This window comes from Streptomyces sp. NPDC002403 (genome assembly GCF_053593015.1).
Genome location: NZ_JBSFBQ010000020.1, coordinates 90,578 through 108,174 on the forward strand (window position 1 = coordinate 90,578; position 17,597 = coordinate 108,174).

The following is a 17,597-nucleotide window of genomic DNA, read 5'->3' on the forward strand; positions in this document are numbered from 1 at the left end:
CTTTCGCAGTGCGTACGGGGAAGGCGGCGGCCGGAGCGGACGGGAGGCGAGGGGCCCTGCCTCAGGCGGATTCGACGTTCTCGACGGCATCGTCCTCGACACCCAGTTCCGTCAGCAGCCGGGAGCGCAGTGCGGCGAATCCGGGACCGCTCGCGCTGCGCGGCCGGTCCAGGGCGACGGGTGTCTCGTACGCGATCGTTCCGTCCCGCATCACCAGCGCGCGGTCGGCCAGCAGCAGCGCCTCGTCCACATCGTGGGTGACCAGCAGTACGGCACAGCCGCGCTGCTGCCAGAGCTCGGCCACCAGCCGCTGCGCCCTGATGCGGGTCAACGCGTCCAGCGCGCCGAACGGTTCGTCGAGCAGGAGCAGATCCGGCTCACGCACCAGCGCACGGGCCAGCGAGGCGCGCTGTGCCTCACCGCCGGAGAGCGTCCTGGGCCACGCCCCGGCCCGCTCACTCAGCCCGACCTCCTCCAACGCCCGTTCGGCCACCGCCCGTTCCGGCTTTCCCGGCAGCCCCAGCAGCACATTGCGCCAGACCCGCTTCCACGGCATGAGCCGGGGCGCCTGGAACGCGACCGCACGCCGCTTCGGCACGAGTACCGTGCCCTCGATGTCGCGGTCCAGCCCGGCGAGCACCCGGAGCAGTGTCGACTTCCCGCAGCCACTGCGCCCGAGCAGCGCGGTGAACTCCCCGGCGCGCAGGGTGAGGTCGAGTCCGTCGACGACGTCCCGGCCATCGAAGGAACGGGTCAGTCCCTCGACCAGGACGGCGGTCCCGGCCGGGCCGGCCGGAGCGGTGGGGCTCACTGGCCCGTGAAGGTCGGTCGCCATTGCAGCAGCAGCCTTTCGAGTGTGCGGACGATGGCATCGGCGGTGAGGCCGAGGAAGGCGTAGACGACCAGGCAGACGACGATGACATCCGTACGGAAGAACTCCCGGGCCTGGTTCATCAGGAAGCCGATCCCGGCATCGGCGTTGACGGACTCGCCGAAGACCAGGGCCAGCCACGCGGTGGCGAGCGAATAGCGCAGCCCGGTCATGGCCCCGGGCAGCGCGCCCGGCAGCACCACATGCCGGATCAGTCCCCACTGCCCGAGCCCCAACGACTCCCCGGCCTCGATGAGTCGGGCGTCGACACCACGAATGCCCGCGTACACGTTGAGGTACAGGTGGAAGGCGACCCCGAGCGCGATGAGTGCCACCTTCGGGGCCTCGCCGATGCCCAGCCAGATGATGAAGAGCGGGATCAGCCCGACCCAGGGAACGGTGCGCAGCATCTGCACGCTCGCGTCCACCAGATCCTCGCCGAGCCGCGAGAGCCCGGAAACCAGCGCGAGCGCCGTGCCGACGACACCCCCCAGCACCAGTCCGGCGGCAACCCGCTGCAACGAGATCCCCATCGCCGACGGCAGCGTCCCGTCGGCGATCAGATCGGATCCGGCACGGGCGATGGTGCCGGGCGAAGCGAGCACATCGGCGTGCAGGACGCCGGTGGCACTGAGGACCTGCCACAGCGCCAGCAACAGCAGCGGCCCGACGGCGCGCCGGAGCCAACGAGGCACTGGGGGCAGGCGACCGCCCCGCACGGAGGCCGGGACAACGGGCTCCAGGTCGGGCGACCGACGGGCAGATGAAGCAGTTGTTTCTCCGGATTCCAACGGTATATCCGGCGGGGCGAGAGCATGGCCGATGGTCATGAGGGCTCCACGAGCAGTCCACGGGCAGGGGGAGACGAGCCGAGGCCACGCACACGCGACCCACTGCCGTCGTTACGGCACAAGGGTCACAAGGCGCGTGGGACGTGGCGGGACACGCCGGGGCGCGTACGCGCAGACGCGTACGACAGCGGGAACGGGCGGCCGGAGCACCCCGTCACCGGCGAGGGGAAGCGCTGAAGGAACGTCAGCAGCCGCCGCGACACGCGGCGGAAGCCACCCGCAGCAGGTCGATGTGACCGCGCGAAGTGAGCAGGGCTGAACGGAACATGGCGCTGAACGTAGCGATCCATGACGGAAACGGTCAATGGTGTCTCGGCAAGTGGACGCGCGATCTCGCCGTACAAGCGAGAAGATGGAGGCATGCCCCACACCTTCGCCACCAGTGTTCTGCACATCACCACCGGAACGACGGAGACCGTCACCGATCTGACGGCCGAATGCGAACAGTTCCTCACCCGGAACGCCGCCTCCGGGGACGGTCTCCTCAACATCTTCGTACCGCACGCGACCGCCGGCATCGCCGTCCTGGAGACCGGGTCCGGCAGCGACGACGACCTCCTGGCCACCCTCCACACCCTGCTGCCCGCCGACGGCCGCTGGCAACACCGCCACGGCAGCCCCGGCCACGGCCGCGACCACGTACTGCCCGCACTGGTCCCACCCCATGCGACGCTTCCGGTGATCGGGGGGCGGCTGGAGCTGGGAACGTGGCAGTCGGTGTGCCTGGTCGATACCAACATTTCGAATCACAACCGTCAGGTGCGGTTGAGCTTCCTCGGATAGCGCGTCGCTCCGGTGGGACTGTGGAGGAGAATTCCGGCCGCGCCGACTGAGTGGTGCGCACTGCTGCCCGCCGGTCCGCAGGCTACTGAGCAGCTCGCTGCCCGAGGTGTCGAAGGACGCGCCCACGATCCGCGGGTTCGCGGTCTCCTTCTCGTAGGTCACCCGCACCGTGTCACCGATCTCGGTGCTGGTCCTTTCCAGGGGGAAGGCGCCTTCCCGCACGACGCGTACGGTGCGACCGACGAGGGTGCGCAACACCGGCCACACCTGGAGAAGCAGATCCCGGTTGAGGTAGTGGGGCAGATCATCGCAGGCCCTCGTGCAGGACGGTGCGGTACAGGCCCACGCGCTGGCGAGGCTTGCTCATGTCGTACGAGGTCAGCCCCGGGCGGCGGGCGCTCTGTCGTAGCGGCGGAACCGAGCATGGCACCCTCACCGCGCTCAGGCCTCTCGGCATGTTGCACAAACTCCGACGTCGCTGCTTGCCGCGATTGCGCAGAGACGGGTCTCGAACCGTGCTTCAGGATGTGCGATCAGACAAGGCGTGAGCCGGATGAAACATCCAGTTCACCGTGACGACATCGGGAGTCCGCTGTGCTCTGGAGAAAACTGCTCGTCCCCCTGACCTCGCTCCTGCTCCTGCTGACGGCTTCCGCCGGCGCGGGAGCGGCAGCGGCGTCCACCGGTTCCCCCGCCGGTGCCAGTGCCGAGGCGGCCGCGGCCGACTACGGCGCTCCCGGCCCCTACGCCACCGCGGTGGAGGTCGGGGCGGTGACCACCCTGTACTACCCGCGTGACATCGCGACCAGCGACCGCCGCCACCCCGTGATCGTGTGGGGAAACGGCACCTTCGCCTTCCCGGTCGTCTACCGCGACCTGTTGCTCCACTGGGCCAGTCAGGGCTTCATCGTCGCCGCCGCCAACACCCCGCAGTCCAACCTCGGCATCTCCATGCGCGCCGGGATCGACCTGCTCACCCGTCGAAACGCCGACCACGGCAGCCCCTTCCACGACCGTGTCGACCTGGAGCACATCGGCGCGTCCGGTCACTCGCAGGGCGGCGCCGCCGCCATCGTCGTCGGCGCGGACCCGCGCATCGACACCATCCTGCCCATCCAGCCCGGGCCGCTCGCCGACATCGACGACGTACACGTACCCGCGCTCCTCCTGGCCGGGCAGAAGGACAGCATCGTCTTCCCCTTCCTGGTCAAGGCCTTCTACAACGACGCCGACCACATACCGGCCATCTACGGGGAACTGCGCGGCGCCGATCACTTCACGGTCGTGGGCGACCCCGGCCCGTTCGCCGCGCCCACCACCGCCTGGTTCAAGGCGCACCTGATGGGGGACCGGACGGCGAGGGCACAGTTCTTCGGGGCCGACTGCGGGATCTGCACCGACACAGGCACCTGGTCCGACGTCCGCCGCAACGCCCTCGCAAACCCGTGACCCGCTCCCGGAGATCCCTTCCGCCGTGGCCGGCGGCCGTCCCGATCCACGCCGCCCGCCCCTGACGCTCCCGCGACCAGGGGCAGCCGGCCCCCGTTCGCACATGGAAGGACCGCCATGGACCTCATCGCGGCCACCGGGCAGGGCAAGGTCCGAGGCCGTTTTCCCCGCTCGCCGACGCCGGCCGTGGTTCATCCGCTTTCCGCTGCTCCCGCGGATCCCTGCCATCCGGTGACCCCGCGGTGATCCGCGGGCCCGGCCAGGTCCCTGGCGACGAGCGCCGCCTGGATCAGCCGCGCCTGCGCGGGAACCGCGAGGTCGAGGTCCGTCAGCGCGCTCACTCGCTGCAACCGGTAGTCCAAGGTGTTGCGGTGGACGCACAGCTCCAACGCCGTCTGGCGGCGGTTGAGCCCCCGCTCCACGAACACGCGCAGCGTCTCAAGCAGGTACGGATGCTCCTCCAAGGGGTCGAGTTTGGCCGCCAGCCGCACCAGGCCGTCCCCGGGGCGCGCGAGCTGGTGCTCCAGCAGCACGTCGTCGAGGCGGTAGCACCCGGGCGGGCGTCCCAGGCGCCGGACGAGATCCAGCACGCGGCCGGCCTCCTGCGCCGCCGAGGGGATGGTCGCCGGCACGGAGGAGCGGGCGGCGGCGGCGCGCACGGGCTGCCTCACGTCCTTCTCCAGCCGGGCCACCAGGCCCGGCACGTCGGACCTGCCCGGCAACAAGGCGATCCGAGCGACGTGGTCCATCAGCACAGGGATCCCGGTGAAGGCGTCGAGCGAGGACTGCACCAATCTGCTCGGCGGGTCGGACTCGAACGCGAAGGCAACCACCTCGTACTCACCCACCACGGCCACCCGCGCCACGCCCGCCAGCTCCTCGTACGGCCGTCCTGCTATCAGGGCGCCGATCAGGGCCCGCCGTACGCGCTTGTCCTCGCTGTGGAGGTCCTCCTGGGCGTTCTGGTGGGCGAGGACGACCGCGGGCAGCGCGGCGTGCAGGCAGGCGAGCAGCTTGCCGCCCGCCCCGGCCAGCTCACCGGGCTCCGCGACCTCGGTCAGCGTCTGCCACCACACTTCGGCGCCGATCAGGTAAGCGGCGATCACCGCCTCCAGGGGGACGCGCTCCTCGGCCCGGCGCGCCGACCACTCGATGAGCCGGGTCAGATCGCCCGGCCCCATCGGACCCCCGCCGCCTTCGCGCAGTGCCCTGAGCAACAGCGCGTGCACGGCCGCGATGGACCGCGCCACCTCACCCTGGAGGGTGGCGCGGGGCAGCGCCCCGTAGAACGGCGCCTCCGCCGCGCAGCGCGCGACCACGACGGCCGTGAGGTCACCGACCCGGGCGGCCATCCGGGCGTGCAGGTCCGACATCGGCGCATCGTCACACCGCCCAGGCCGTGCCGTCAATCGGAGCCCCGGGTCCGGCGGCGCGGGCAGTGCGTCGGGCGTGTCCCCGAACCGCTCCCGGCCGCCAACTCGTCGACGAAAGAGGCGACGTCATGTGGCACACCCGTAGCATGCCGACTTGCCTATGACGGGTGTCATCAATCCCCAGGGCCTGGAGTGGCACTACGAGTACGATCCGGCCGGACGTCTCATATCCGGGTCCGACTTCGATGGTCGCACCGTGATGTACACCTACGACGCGGCCAACCGGATGACCTCAAGGACGAACAGCCTCGGACCTGCAGGTTCTCTGAATGTCGATCCCCGTGACGTCTTTCCGATGACGCACCACGTGGAGTGCGTGGCGATCCTCGAAACCGGCCGCAAAGGTCTCATGACCAACACATCTCAGTCCTGTACGGGGAGGCCGGGGCCGTGGACGTGGAAGGTGAGCCCGGTGATCCGGCCCGACTGGATCACCGGGCCGTGCTGAACTCCGCCGTTGATGGCGTTGTGTACGGGTACCGGACGGGCAGCGGACGTGTTGACCAGCTGCTGGAGAGAGGACAGCACGTCATACAGGTCGTCGACTGTGGCGGAGTCCGTCTCCAGCAGCCGGTACAGATCGGCGCGCCATCGATCCTCGACCTCGCGGGTGGCTTGCGGGTCGTCAGCGTCCCCGGCTGCCAGCCTGGCGCGGTCGGCGTCCAGGTCGGCGACTGTGGCGCCGCCTGCATCGGTACGTGAGAAGAGCCGTCCGACGAGGGCACGCGCCTGCACCCAGGAGTCGGTGACCATGAGCGAGACCAACGTGGTAGCTCCCGACGCGGCGAGTGCAGCGAACTCGGTTTCCATTGCTTCCTCCCTGAGGGTCAGATCCCGGGTGTCGGCCGGGGTACGCCGGGGGTGCTGTCCGGCGGCTCTCCGTTCGGGGTGAAGGCCGCCGGCGGGTCGAAGCGGCGCAGCAGATCGTCAGCCGTCTCATGCTGCTCCTGGTCCCTGATGGCGTCCGCGATCTGCTTTGCCAGCAACCGCCGTTGGGTGTCCCCGTCATCGAGGCCCAGAGCGTTCAGAGCGTCCGCGAGGTGGTCCGCGGCCGTCGGTGCCCGCTCGAAGGCGGCCGCCTGCCAGTCCGAGTGTTCCTCGCCGCCCCGTTCCTCACGTGGCAGAGGGACGATGTCCCGCAACCGTTCCGGGACGTCGGTGTCATTGGCCGCGGAGGTGAGCCGGGCGAGCAGGCCGAGGTCTTCCACGGTTTTTTCCACTTGTTCGTCGTTCTTGGCGAGCCACCAGACCACGGCGCTGCCGGTGTCCTTGAGTACGTCTTCACCCAGGTACCTGCGCTTGCTCTGCTCGTACTTCCGCTGGTGCTCCCAGACCGCCTGGTCCTTGCGTACACCAGCGAGGCTGTCCAGACGTTCCTGGTCGTGCTCGTGCAGGGTGAGCCGTACATCCTCTGCCATGGCCTGGAGCCGACCCGTACTGTCGGGAAGCAAAGAGCTGAGCGCACCGCTCAGTTCGTGCTGGACGAGTGAAACCCGGCCGGGTTCCCGCTGCTCGGTGATGGTTCGGGCACGGTCCAGTACGGCTTCGACGGCGAGGCCCGCCGGGTTCAGCACGCGGCAGTGGCCGGGCGTGTCGAGGTGCCAGCGAACGGTTGCGGAGATCAAGAAATCGTAGTCGGCCCATTGACTGGGCAGTGCCACACGGCTGACGTGGTGTTCGGTGCGCTCGATGGGAGCTGCGGTGAGGTGTTCCTCGAAGGTGACCGGCACGGAGCTGTGGCGCCGCGCGGTGACTTTGAAGGCCACGGTCGGGGCCGCGACGAGGAGCACGGCGAGAGTGGGCCATGCCCACGTGGGCCACTGTTGCGTCAGACCGAGGATGGTCAACACCAGACCGCACAGGATGGTGAGGAAGACGGTTGTCGTCTTGCGCCCGCTAGTCACGGTTCGGTCCCCCTGGATGATGCCGCCCGGGGCGGCGTGGTCGGCCGGCTGAGGGCCTGAGCTGAGCAGATCTTCTGGAGCAGCAGGTCGGTGGTGAGCGCGGCGCGCGAGGATCCGCCGGGCGCGGTGCTTTCGGCGTCGCGCGCACTCGCGTACAGCGCGGCGAAGGCCGCACCGCGCCGGTCCTCGCACTGATCGGCGGCGCCGACCAAGACGTCGAGCAGGGAGTCACCCCTGTGCCCGGCATCTACCGCCATGTGAATCCAGCGTTCCGCATACGGTTCCCATGTCGACCGAGGCAGCCCGGTCAGTACGGCGCGCCAGCAGGTGGTCAAGGAGGACTGCACGCTCTTCTCCTCCACCAGTGTGCGCCCGTTGTCGTACAGGTCGGTCAGCGCCTCGACGACGCAGACCTGCAGGAAGATGCCGAGGTCAGCCTCCGAGAGTCCCGAACGTGCCAGGCGGTGGAGCAATCGGCGGCGCAGCCGGTGGCTCGTCTCCACAAGGTCACTCAGCGCTTGCAGCGCGCCGGAGGCGCCGTGCTCGCGGCGCGCGAGGTAGTACAGCCGAAGCATGGCTTGGTCGGGGTGGCTGGCCGCGATGACGTCGGCACAGACCTGGACCAGAACCTGGGCGTACTCTCCCTTGAGCTGCTTGTTGGCGCACCACTGGTAGATCAAGCCGCGGAAGTCCCGTGCGTGTGCGGGATCGCCGAGACCGCAGGTGAGTGCCTGAGTGGCGGCCTCCAGCCCGGCCCTGCTCGTGGCCGTCGACCCCCAGGCTTCGGCCAGCGAGGCCAGACCCTCCGCGCGCCCGGTGCGCAGATATTCCCCAGCCAGCCTGGCCACCAGGTCGTCGCGCAGTTGCCGGGTGATGTGCGGGCCGCTCAGGGACACGCTGCGGGCGGTCCAGACACCCAGATGCTGACGCAGGTCGGGAAGGTGGTCCCAGAAATGGGTTCGGACCGCTGAGTCGTAGTCGAGCTCTCTGAATCGCACGCGGCCGTCCGGTCCGGCAACGGCGGAGATCTCCTCCAGGCGCTCGGCGAGATCCTTGCGCTGGAGCAGCGGGAGTTCGTCGGGCGGCTGCCCGACGGTGCGCACCAGGAGTTGCGCGGCATCGTGGACGACGTCGGCGTGAGCGCCGTGGAGCATGGCGACGGTGATCAGTAGTCCCCGCTGGGAGCTCTCACGCAACGAGGTGACGAGGGCGGCGACCTCTCCCCGTCGGTCGGCCCGCGCCTTTCGGGCAGTTGCGCACCACTGCGCGAACCCCACGCCCGACGCGGCGGACTCGCGTGCCCGCCGGACCAGGTCGGCGAAGTCCGCGATCTCCCGCAGCGGCCTCTGCTCCTGCACGAACTCCGTGACCGTGGGATCAGGCAGGAGATACTGCTCGGTCGGCACACCATGGATACGAAGGTGCCGCCGCAGGACCCACTCACGGCACGGCTGCTGGATTTCGACCCTGTACGGCTGGAGGTCGGAGTCGAGGGCGCCGCCATGAGGCATGACGACCACGAGATGTGCGTGCTGTTCGTGTACGGTCGTGCGGAGGGCCGAGAGGCCGGCCCGGGCGGCTGCCCACTGCACGGCGTCGGCAGCCGACAGATCCAGCAGCAGTCGGTCGCCCACTCCGACCAGCTCCGGGTGTGTCAGGGGCAGTTCGCCCTCCTCGCCCGGCAGGAGTTCGCGGAAAGCACCCGTGTTCTGGTGATGTTCGCGCAGGAGTACACGGGCCGCGCACGTCCGACCGCTGCCAGGTGCACCGTCCAGGATCACGGTGCCGGTGTCGGCCAGTTCGGAGCGTGCCTTCCCCATGCCGCTCGGGGCGACCAGCACGCGCCGCAGCCACGCGAGCTGGTCGTCGGCGACGCGCCGGAAGGAGGGTCGGCCCGAGCCCTGCTGGTCGGCGCCGATGGTGACGTACATGTCGCCGGTGCCGTTGTGCAGGGGCCCGTTCGTGCCTGTGACCCACGCAGTGCCGCTGCGCTCGCTCACCGGCCGTCGTCCTCGTGTCCGTCGGGTTCACCGAACCGGTGCCGGATGTCGCCGTGGTGGTTGCCCTCGAAGTACGTCATCCCGTTTCCGGAGAAGTGCCGACCGCCCGACTCATGGCGGGAGTTCTGGTAAATGTCGCCCTGGCCCGCATGGACGGGCCCAATGGAGCCCTTGACGACGGTGCCACCGACATCACCGGTGAAGTCGCGGCTCTGTACGGCGGTTCCACTCACGTCCCCGATCGAGTTGGACACGGATTCGGGGGCGAGCGACGAGGTGGCGTCCCGGTCCAGGCCGCGCAGTCCCGGGACCATGTCGGCCACCACATCGCCGAGGCGTTTCAGACCCGTCTCGGCGTCGTGTGTACTGAACGGGACGGACTGGATCTCTGCGAGCCGTGCCAGTTCGTCAGGCAGGTCGCGCCTGCTCAGCCGGTCGGTCTTCCTGCCGTCCAGTACGGGAACGACGGGAAGCTCACAGGCGAACGCCTCCGTGATCTCCTTGCGTACCCAGTCCTCGGGATCGCGCAGCCGGGCCTGGAAGTTGGTCCAGTCCGGGCCGATGACGGCCAGGAGCACCGCGCTGCGACGCAGACGGGTCAGCAATTGATCGGGATAGACCTGGCCAGGCGTGATGGACTTCGATGCGCGGAAGATCCGGTCGCTGCCGAAGCGACGCGAAAGTTCCTGGTCGATCAGGGTGGCAGTCTTCTCGCCGTCCCCCGTGCGGTAGTTGATGAACACGTCGGTCATGTCGAAGCCTCTCTTCAGAAAGTGGGAGGGCGCGTCAAAGTGCCGAGCCGCGGAGCGAGCCGTCGTACGGCGGCGTTACTCGGGTGCCGGGCCAGGATCCGGGCGAGGCGCCGAAGGTCGATCGTGACAGTCGCGGACTGGACTGCGGCCGCCCCGTCGAGAAGCGTCGCCGTCATGGCGCAGGCGTGGTCGATCTCGCCGTCCGATGCGTAGGCCAATGCCCGGCGTACTCCGTACCGCACCTGGGTGCGGACGGCGTCGTGGGACACCAGAGCGAGCTGCCGGTCCAGCTCCTCGGCGGCCTCCCGCGGGCGACCGAGGTCGACCAGGCACCAGCCGGTGACCATGCCGACCGAGTCGGGAAGGTGCATGCTGCCGATCACCGGTTTATCGTCGCTGTCCCCCTGGCGGGCGAGGAGCGTACGGGCGCGGTCCAGAGCACGCTGGCAGGCGTCACGGTCGCCTGCCAGCGCATGCCCTTGGGCTTCACGTTGCGCCGCCAGTCCACGGACCCGCGGTGGCAGTGTGCCGCTTTGGGCCTGTCGCGCCAGAGCGACGGTCTGCGCCGCGTCGTCCTGGTACAGCGTGATCAGTGCCCGGCGGACCAGGGCGTAACCGCCCAGCGCACGGTCGCCGCCGGCAGCTGCCAAAGCCACCGCGCGCTGTGTCCACCACAGGGCCGCCTGCTCGTCCCCTGTCTCCTGCACCAGCCAGCCCACATACTCGGCATACCGGGATCCGAGCGCCAGCAGGTCCCTACGGGTGCTGGCGTCGGCGTGTGCGGACAGTTCCCGCAGCGTGTGGGTCTGAGCAATCAGGCCGGGCAGCAGGAACCCGGGCTCGACGCTCTGCCCAAGACGCCGGTAGTGCGTGAACAGGGAACGGGATGCTTCCAGCATGCCCGCGGACGCAGCCGGAGCAACCGGTCCTGGGGCGCCCATGCGCAGTCTCATCAACGAGGCGGCGCCGGCACCCACGACCTGTCGCCGCCCCAGGGGCTGGAAGAAGCTCGGGCCGTCCGGTGACAACTGCATGGTCCACTCCTCCTCACTGATTCCGTCGGGCGTCTGCACCGGCGGCGTGGTGGAACCGGGTTTGGCTTCCAGGGCGACAAGTGCTCCGTCGGCCCGGAGGACGGCGTCGCACAGTCGGACGAGATCGCGGCTGGGCGCCTTGATGCCTCGTTCGACCTTGCTCAGCTGCGCCTTGCTGTAGTGCACGGCGGCAGACAGGGTGGTGAGGCTGATTCCCGCGTCCAGACGACGCTTCCTCAGCTCCTCGCCGAACCCGGTGGACGGCTGCGGCACAGGAACCTCCAGACCGTCCGTCCAAGCGAAGGCGTTCGCAGGTAAGCGTGCGACAGTCCCCGCCGGACGGACAAGGTGATCGGTGCTGTTTCCCGTTTCCTTCTCCGCAGGTGAGGGGCGCTACTCCCGTGAATCGGGGGCCGTTCCCTATGTGGGGCGCCAATGTGCCGCCCATGCGCCCCTTCAGCGCCGCGGTCGGACGGCCACCTCCAAGAGGGGCAGACTTCACCAGCGGGCTTCTCCGGTGACGTCCCGGACGCCGAACTGTTCGTTCGAGCCACCGAGTTCTCCATGTTCGCGCCGGTCATGCAGTACCGCTCCGAGTGCAACCACCACCGCCTGCCGCTGCGCGACCGCACCCCGTGGAACATCGCGGACCGCTCCGGCGACCCGACCGTCCTCGACAGCTTCCGCCGCTACGCCAAGCTGCGTGAACGCCTGATCCCGTACCTGGCCGAGGAGACGAAGGCGGGCCCGGCCGAGAACAAGCCGCTGATGCGTGGCCTGTTCTTCGACCACACCGACGACCCGAAGATCTGGGACCATCAGGACCACTTCCGGCTCGGCTCGGCGCTGCTCGTCGCCCCGGTCACCGAACCGGGTGCCACGCGCCGCACCGTCTACCTGCCCGTCGGCACGGACTGGGCCGACGCATGGACGGGCGAGACGGTCGCGGGCGGCCAGGAGATCCTCCGTGAGGCACCCCTCGGCACCATTCCGGTCTTCGTGACGGCCGAGCGCTGGCCGACCCTGAAGCCGCTCTTCTCCGAACTCGTCCGACCCCGCACGGAGGAGAGCACATGCCACGCCGGGCGGCACCGGGACCTGACGGACCGGTGCCGCCCGGCGTCCACGCTGACGGTTGTCCCAACGGAGTTTCGCGGACACCGATAAGGACAATCCCGACCGTCAAGTGCGCTTGTCGTTCCTCGGGCAGCGGACGGCGGGACTGTACGGCAGGTGCGGTTGTCATTCCCTGCGTGACGAGGACGCCGACCGCAGGTCTGAAGTCCGGCCGGACCAAACGCGCCTGGTGACCGGAGAGGAACGGCCGGCGGCCGGTCAGTGACCCGTCTCCGTCGCGCAGCTCGGTGGCGGCGACGGTCTGCTCGTCGGGCTCCTCGGCGTTCGCGAATGTGCCGGGCAGCCGGGACGGCCTGCTGCTGAGCTTCCCGGCGAGCTCTTTTTCATTGTTGTCCGGCGACCGAACGCACCGCCGGCCGTGCCCCGGCCAAGGCCCGAGCGCCCGTCGGACGCGGCGTCGCCCGTCCGGAGACCTGGCGCGTCTTCCACCGGGCGCACTGCCGTCCGAATTGAACGAAATCCATGAGTCGAGCAATCCTCGCCCTGAGGTTGAACCGCTCAAAGGGCCCGTGCGACGGTCTGTTCTGGGCCGTTTGTATTGCGTCAGTCATCGTTCTGGTGAAGTCGGGTTGAATTACCGCGGTGGCAGACCTGTCCAACGCGCTCGATTCCACGGCCGACCTCCGGGGTGGCAATCCGGATACAGCGGTTCACCCGTGCCGGGCCGGCAGGGTGAGACCCTGGAATAATGGCCTAGACCATCTGTGGGTGTCAAGCCTCCACCTGGGGTCATGCCTCGGAACAGCTCATGGTTGCGGGGGAGTTGACGCTCGTGCTCGGCGGCCCGGGCAGCGGTTGACAGTGGCGGTGTGAGCACGCCACGATGCGTCGCATTGCTCCACGAATTCGCTTAGCCTTGCCAGTCGAACCGAGGAGAGAGATGTCCCCCAGGACGAGCCGTAAGCTCACCGCCAAAGAATTCGCGGACATCAAGCACACGGTCGCAATTCGCTCCGAATCCCGGGCGGGATTACGCGCCGACCGCGCCTATGCGGCAGACGTGCCGCGTGAGGTGAGCCTGCAGCTCACCTACAAGTGCAACCTTCGCTGCACGCACTGCTACCAGTGGAATGAGCAGGGGTTCTTTCGGGACTGGGGAATCGACAAGCAGCGGCAGGAACTCGACCCAGAACTGATCGAGAACATACTGCAGGAGACGTCGGGGGTGCCCGGACGTCTGTACATCTGGGGCGGCGAGCCCTTGATGCACAGTCGCTTCGACGAGGTGTCACGCCTGATCGAGCGCTATCCGCGCACCGTGACCATGTGCACCAACGGTCTGCTTTTCCAGCGCAACATGGATGACCTGCTGCGCATGGGCGAGCACCTCAATCTTCTCGTGAGCCTGGACGGGCTGGACTCCGACCACGACGAACTGCGCGGTCGCGGCACGTTCAAACGGACGACGAAGAACATGGAAGCCATGCTCGATCTGCAGCGAAAGGGCGAGTACCGCGGCCAGGTATCGGTCGGATGCATGGTTTCTCATGTCACCGTGCATCGCATGTACGAGTTCATGGAATGGGCGGAGGAAGTCGGGGTCAACACCGTCTACTTCCAGTTCCCCTGGTACATCAGCCCGCAGGTCGCCGAAGCGATGGACGAGGTCTACCGCGAGCACTTCGCCTGGCTGGAGCCCGATACCGGTACGGCCCGGCCCACCTGGCACTCCTACACGTACCGGCTGCCCGAGGAACTGCTGCCGGTGCTGCGGGAGTCCATGGCGCGACTGGCCTCGCGCACCTGGTCGCCGCGGATCCGCTACCAGCCGGAACTCGCGGACGGCGAGGTCGAGTCGTTCATCCTCGGCACCTCGCAGCCGGCGCAGCGGCGCACCCGATGCCTGGCCGTCACCAATCGCATGGAGGTGCATGCGGACGGCAATGTGAGTTCGTGCAAGTTCTTCCCGGAGTTCGTCGTCGGGAATCTGTACGAGACGCCGACGCTGCAACTGTGGCAGAGCGAACGGTTCCGCCGCGTCCGGACGATCCTGGCGGAGACGGGAATGATGCCGGTCTGTTCGAAGTGCATTCTTCTCTACATGAACGGGGTGTGAACGGTGCAGGAGATGACCGACACCGAGACACGCGTGATGAAGGTGCTGGCCAATGTGCTCAGCAGCAGACTTGATCCCGCTCGGATCTCGCCCGACGTCAACATGGTGACTGTGCTCGGTCTGGATTCGCTGGAGGCGATAGAATTTCTGCTGCAGATCGAGGATGAATTCGACATCGAGCTGGACTTCGAGAACCTGAATCTGCAGCACCTCGATTCGGTCCGTACGTTCAGCGCGGAGGTCATCGCACGCCGGGAACCCTCCCGGTGACGGTCAAGACCGGTCCACTGCGGCCCCGGGGTACCGCTCGCTTCGGTACCTTCGACGCGGAGCAGCTCTGGCGCCCCGCCTCCCTCACCCGGTTACCGAGCCTGGTGGGCGCCGAGGCCCACACGGTGGTCGCCGGCCTGGACGAGACGCTTGCCGCGGCCTGCCGACCGGACGACCTGTTGGTCACCCGCAGCGCCTTGGCCCCGGCCCAGCTCGAAGCCCTCGGTGCGGCGGGCCTCACCTTCCGGTCCGTCGCGGCCGGACCGGCCGCGACAGGCGACGCCGGCGCCGCTGTGGAAGAGGCGATCGCCGATGATCCCGCACTGTGCCGTGCCGTGGCCACGGCCGCGGACGTCCAGCCGTACGCGGTGTTCCCGGCGACCACGCAGCTGCTGCGGCATCGTCCCGACAAGGCTGACGAGCTGCCGCACCCCTTTGTGGTCCAGCAGGTCAATGGCAAGGCCTGGTCATCGGATTTGGCGGCCGCGCTCGAACTGCCCGGGGCGGGCACCGTGGTCCGTTCCGCCGACGAACTGGCCGTCGCCGTGCAGCGGTTGCAAGACACGGTCCTGGTGAAGGACCCCTTCGGGGTGGCCGGCCGTGGCACTGTCGAGGTCACCGGGCCAGGGGCGCTGCGCCGACTGGTGCGCCGACTGCAGGCCCAGGAGGACGAGGGCCTGCGCACCGAACTGGTGGTGCAGCGCCGCTACGAGCGGGCCCAGGACTTCTCCGCCCACCTGGAAATATGCCGTGACGGCACCTGGTCCCTGCGCGGCCTGCAGGGCATGACCAACGGCGGCTACCGGCACGCGGTCTCCCACCCGGTGCCGCCGGACCTGCCGGCCGAGCTCGACCGGCGTGGCTATCCGGCCGTCCTGGAGCAGGTGGCCCGTGCGCTGGCGGTAGCCGGCTACTTCGGCCCCGCCGGAATCGACTCCATGCTGCTGGCCGACGGCGGCTGGCTGCCCGTCCTGGAGATCAACGCCCGGATGTCGATGGGGCTGTTGACGCTGGAGCTCGACGAACGCGTCCGGGCATACGGCCTGCGGGCGCATCTGTGGCAACAGGACATGTTTGTGGAGCACGGAGCCGACGTGACATCACTGCTGGCCGCGCTGCGTGCGGTGGGACTGCTGTACGGGGGCGGCGCACGGCCCGGGGTCCTGCCACTGTCCGGCGGCAGTCTGTGCACTCCGCGGGGCCGGCTCGTCTGCGCCGCATTCTGCGCACCGGGCGACTTCCCGGCGCTGCGCGCCCGCACCGAGAACTGCGCGGCGACCGCCGGGATCAGCACGACACGCGCGGAGGTGCCCACAGGATGATCGCCGTCCTGACCTCAGGGGTGGCGCTCGGTGCCCATGTTCCAGGTCTGCGCCTTGCCGAGCGGCTGCGGGAGCACGGCGCGGACGTCATGGTCGACGTGCTGGAACGCTGGCTGCCCGGCGACCGGCTGGCGGCCGTGGTGGAGTCCCGCCGGCGCTTCCAGCGGGATCTGCGCTTCGCGGTGGCGGCCCAGGGCCTGGCGACCGACCCGGTCGACGACTTCACGCCACAGGCCGTGGGAGCGCTGGAGAAGCACTGGGAGGAGCAGGGGGTGGAGACCTTCGTGGTGTTCTCCGGCTTCTGGCTGCGCCTCCTCGACAGCTACCTCGGCCGTCGGCCGACGCGCACCATGGCCTGCCACGTCGATGCCGTGGTCTCACCGTCGTACCGCCGCGCGGGCCGCTACGCGCCCGGGACCGAGCATGTGTGGCTGGCCCGCGAAGACGGCACCCTGCCCTGGACCATCCCCGTCGACACACGCCCGCCGATTCCCTGGTCCGCACGCGAGGGGCGGCTGCTGGTGCACGGCGGCGGCTGGGCCATCGGCAGCTACCGGGACCGGGCGCGGGAGCTGGCGGGGGCCGGCCTGCCGCTCGATCTGATCGTGCCGGAGGCGCCCGCGGCCGTCGACTGGGCCCGTTGCTTCACTCTCGACCCCGACTGGCACCCCTGGCACGACGACGGTCTGCCGCCGCTGCTCGAAGTCCTCGCGGATCCCGCGGATCCCGAAGGACAGGGGCGGCAACTGCCGTATGAGCTTGCCCGGTCGGCGAGTGCCATTGTCAGCAAACCGGGCGGTGGCACCTTGCTCGACAGCCTCTGGACGGCCACCCCACTGATCCTGTTGGAGCCGGCGGGCAGTCACGAGGCCGCCAACGGACGACTGTGGCAGCAACTCGGCTTCGCCCTCTCCTACAACGACTGGAGCGCCTGCGGCTTCGCCCCCGAACGCTTGGAGCCCCTGCACCGGGCGCTGCTCGGCGCCGCCGCCCGGCCGCGAAATCTGCTCGACGGCCTGCTGAACCCGCGAACCTGAGGCGAAGGTGGAACACCCATGACCATCACCATCCATGACCAGGATCTGCACGCCGCACAGCAGATGTGGGACTACCTGCTCCTGAACCGCCCGGTCCGCCCCTGCTCAGCCGCGATCGGACTCGGCAGCCATGATCTCGGGGTCGCGACAACCGCGGTCGGCCACTACCGCGCCGGGCTCTTTCCGACCCTCGTGTTCACCGGTGGTAACAGCCCCACCACCAAGGACCGCTTTCCGCGCGGCGAAGCGGTGCACTACCGGGAGCATGCGATCGCTCTCGGCGTGCCCGAGGATGCCGTGCTGGTCGAGCCGCGCGCCGCCAACACCGGGCAGAACATCACCTACACCCGAACACTGCTGGACCAGCGGGGCCTGGCCGTCGACTCCGTCATGCTCATCTGCAAGCCGTACATGGAGCGGCGGGCCTATGCCACCTGTCGCAAGGTGTGGCCGGAGGTCGCTGTGCAGTGTGTGTCCGAACGCATCGGCCTGGAGGACTACCTGGCGGCCATCGGGGATCGCAAACTCGTCATCGACATGCTGGTCGGAGAGCTGCAGCGCATACAGGAGTATCCACGGCTCGGTTTCGCGACCGAGCAGCGGGTGCCTGCCCCGGTGCGCGGGGCTTACGACCATCTGGTGCGGGCCGGCTTCGACAGCCGCCTGGTCAAGTCGTAGCCGGGCAGCCGGAGCGCGGC

At 69.0% G+C, this 17,597-nt stretch carries 17 protein-coding genes and 1 pseudogene; 8 read left to right on the forward strand and 10 right to left on the reverse strand.

Going from position 1 to position 17,597, the window contains the following annotated elements:
• Positions 1 to 61 precede the first annotated feature (61 nt).
• From ACWCPY_RS22485 to ACWCPY_RS22495, 3 genes are all read right to left on the reverse strand, one after another.
• Entirely contained in the window at positions 62 to 835 is a 774-nt protein-coding gene (locus tag ACWCPY_RS22485) for an ABC transporter ATP-binding protein (RefSeq protein ID WP_451267565.1), read from the reverse strand.
• Complete coding sequence (locus tag ACWCPY_RS22490) at positions 808 to 1,701, reverse strand: ABC transporter permease (RefSeq protein ID WP_451267567.1); 894 nt, start codon at positions 1,699 to 1,701, stop codon at positions 808 to 810. Before ACWCPY_RS22490 ends, ACWCPY_RS22485 begins: the two co-directional genes overlap by 28 nt.
• Before the next feature lie 205 nt (positions 1,702 to 1,906).
• A complete protein-coding gene (locus ACWCPY_RS22495; protein ID WP_451267639.1) occupies positions 1,907 to 1,990 on the reverse strand; it encodes a putative leader peptide in 84 nt (27 codons plus the stop codon).
• Positions 1,991 to 2,082: 92 nt separating this feature from the next.
• Here ACWCPY_RS22495 and ACWCPY_RS22500 point away from each other — a divergent pair, with 92 nt between their 5' ends.
• Positions 2,083 to 2,505, forward strand: a complete 423-nt coding sequence (locus ACWCPY_RS22500) for a secondary thiamine-phosphate synthase enzyme YjbQ (protein ID WP_451267569.1) — start codon at positions 2,083 to 2,085, stop codon at positions 2,503 to 2,505.
• A 201-nt stretch (positions 2,506 to 2,706) separates the two neighbouring features.
• Here ACWCPY_RS22500 and ACWCPY_RS22505 read toward each other — a convergent pair.
• Positions 2,707 to 2,890, reverse strand: a pseudogene (locus ACWCPY_RS22505) (hypothetical protein); the annotation flags it as partial.
• A gap of 209 nt (positions 2,891 to 3,099) precedes the next feature.
• On the opposite strand from ACWCPY_RS22505, the gene ACWCPY_RS22510 reads away from it, so the two are divergent.
• On the forward strand, positions 3,100 to 3,954 hold the full coding sequence (locus ACWCPY_RS22510; protein WP_451267571.1) for an alpha/beta hydrolase family protein: 855 nt from the start codon (positions 3,100 to 3,102) through the stop codon (positions 3,952 to 3,954).
• A gap of 191 nt (positions 3,955 to 4,145) precedes the next feature.
• Here the strand turns inward: ACWCPY_RS22510 and ACWCPY_RS22515 are convergent, their stop codons facing one another.
• From ACWCPY_RS22515 to ACWCPY_RS22540, 6 genes are all read right to left on the reverse strand, one after another.
• A complete protein-coding gene (locus tag ACWCPY_RS22515) occupies positions 4,146 to 5,327 on the reverse strand; it encodes a PucR family transcriptional regulator (protein WP_451267573.1) in 1,182 nt (393 codons plus the stop codon).
• A gap of 423 nt (positions 5,328 to 5,750) precedes the next feature.
• A complete protein-coding gene (locus ACWCPY_RS22520) occupies positions 5,751 to 6,197 on the reverse strand; it encodes a hypothetical protein (protein ID WP_451267575.1) in 447 nt (148 codons plus the stop codon).
• Between the two features lie 17 nt (positions 6,198 to 6,214).
• Complete coding sequence (locus ACWCPY_RS22525) at positions 6,215 to 7,291, reverse strand: hypothetical protein (RefSeq protein WP_451267577.1); 1,077 nt, start codon at positions 7,289 to 7,291, stop codon at positions 6,215 to 6,217.
• The gene (locus ACWCPY_RS22530) at positions 7,288 to 9,291 is read right to left on the reverse strand and encodes a hypothetical protein (RefSeq protein WP_451267579.1); all 2,004 of its coding nucleotides are present in this window, start codon (positions 9,289 to 9,291) and stop codon (positions 7,288 to 7,290) included. The genes ACWCPY_RS22525 and ACWCPY_RS22530 overlap by 4 nt, the downstream gene beginning before the upstream one ends.
• Positions 9,288 to 10,043 carry a toll/interleukin-1 receptor domain-containing protein gene (locus ACWCPY_RS22535; protein ID WP_451267581.1) on the reverse strand — a complete coding sequence of 252 codons (756 nt, stop codon included), beginning with the start codon at positions 10,041 to 10,043 and terminating at the stop codon, positions 9,288 to 9,290. Before ACWCPY_RS22535 ends, ACWCPY_RS22530 begins: the two co-directional genes overlap by 4 nt.
• A gap of 14 nt (positions 10,044 to 10,057) precedes the next feature.
• Positions 10,058 to 11,350, reverse strand: a complete 1,293-nt coding sequence (locus ACWCPY_RS22540; RefSeq protein WP_451267583.1) for a helix-turn-helix domain-containing protein — start codon at positions 11,348 to 11,350, stop codon at positions 10,058 to 10,060.
• A 162-nt stretch (positions 11,351 to 11,512) separates the two neighbouring features.
• Between ACWCPY_RS22540 and ACWCPY_RS22545 the strand changes: the two genes are divergently transcribed.
• The 6 genes from ACWCPY_RS22545 (at position 11,513) to ACWCPY_RS22570 (ending at position 17,577) form a co-directional block, all read left to right on the forward strand.
• Positions 11,513 to 12,244, forward strand: coding sequence for a TIM-barrel domain-containing protein (locus tag ACWCPY_RS22545; RefSeq protein ID WP_451267585.1), 732 nt, complete (start codon positions 11,513 to 11,515; stop codon positions 12,242 to 12,244).
• Between the two features lie 850 nt (positions 12,245 to 13,094).
• A complete protein-coding gene (locus tag ACWCPY_RS22550; RefSeq protein ID WP_451267587.1) occupies positions 13,095 to 14,270 on the forward strand; it encodes a radical SAM protein in 1,176 nt (391 codons plus the stop codon).
• 12 nt (positions 14,271 to 14,282) lie between these two features.
• Positions 14,283 to 14,540 (forward strand): acyl carrier protein, encoded by a 258-nt coding sequence (locus tag ACWCPY_RS22555; RefSeq protein WP_451267589.1) that lies wholly within the window; start codon positions 14,283 to 14,285, stop codon positions 14,538 to 14,540.
• On the forward strand, positions 14,537 to 15,862 hold the full coding sequence (locus ACWCPY_RS22560) for a peptide ligase PGM1-related protein (RefSeq protein WP_451267591.1): 1,326 nt from the start codon (positions 14,537 to 14,539) through the stop codon (positions 15,860 to 15,862). The genes ACWCPY_RS22555 and ACWCPY_RS22560 overlap by 4 nt, the downstream gene beginning before the upstream one ends.
• Positions 15,859 to 16,899: a hypothetical protein gene (locus ACWCPY_RS22565; RefSeq protein WP_451267593.1), complete on the forward strand. Its 1,041-nt coding sequence runs from the start codon at positions 15,859 to 15,861 to the stop codon at positions 16,897 to 16,899. Before ACWCPY_RS22560 ends, ACWCPY_RS22565 begins: the two co-directional genes overlap by 4 nt.
• 18 nt (positions 16,900 to 16,917) lie before the next feature.
• Entirely contained in the window at positions 16,918 to 17,577 is a 660-nt protein-coding gene (locus ACWCPY_RS22570; protein WP_451267595.1) for a YdcF family protein, read from the forward strand.
• Positions 17,578 to 17,597: the final 20 nt, after the last annotated feature.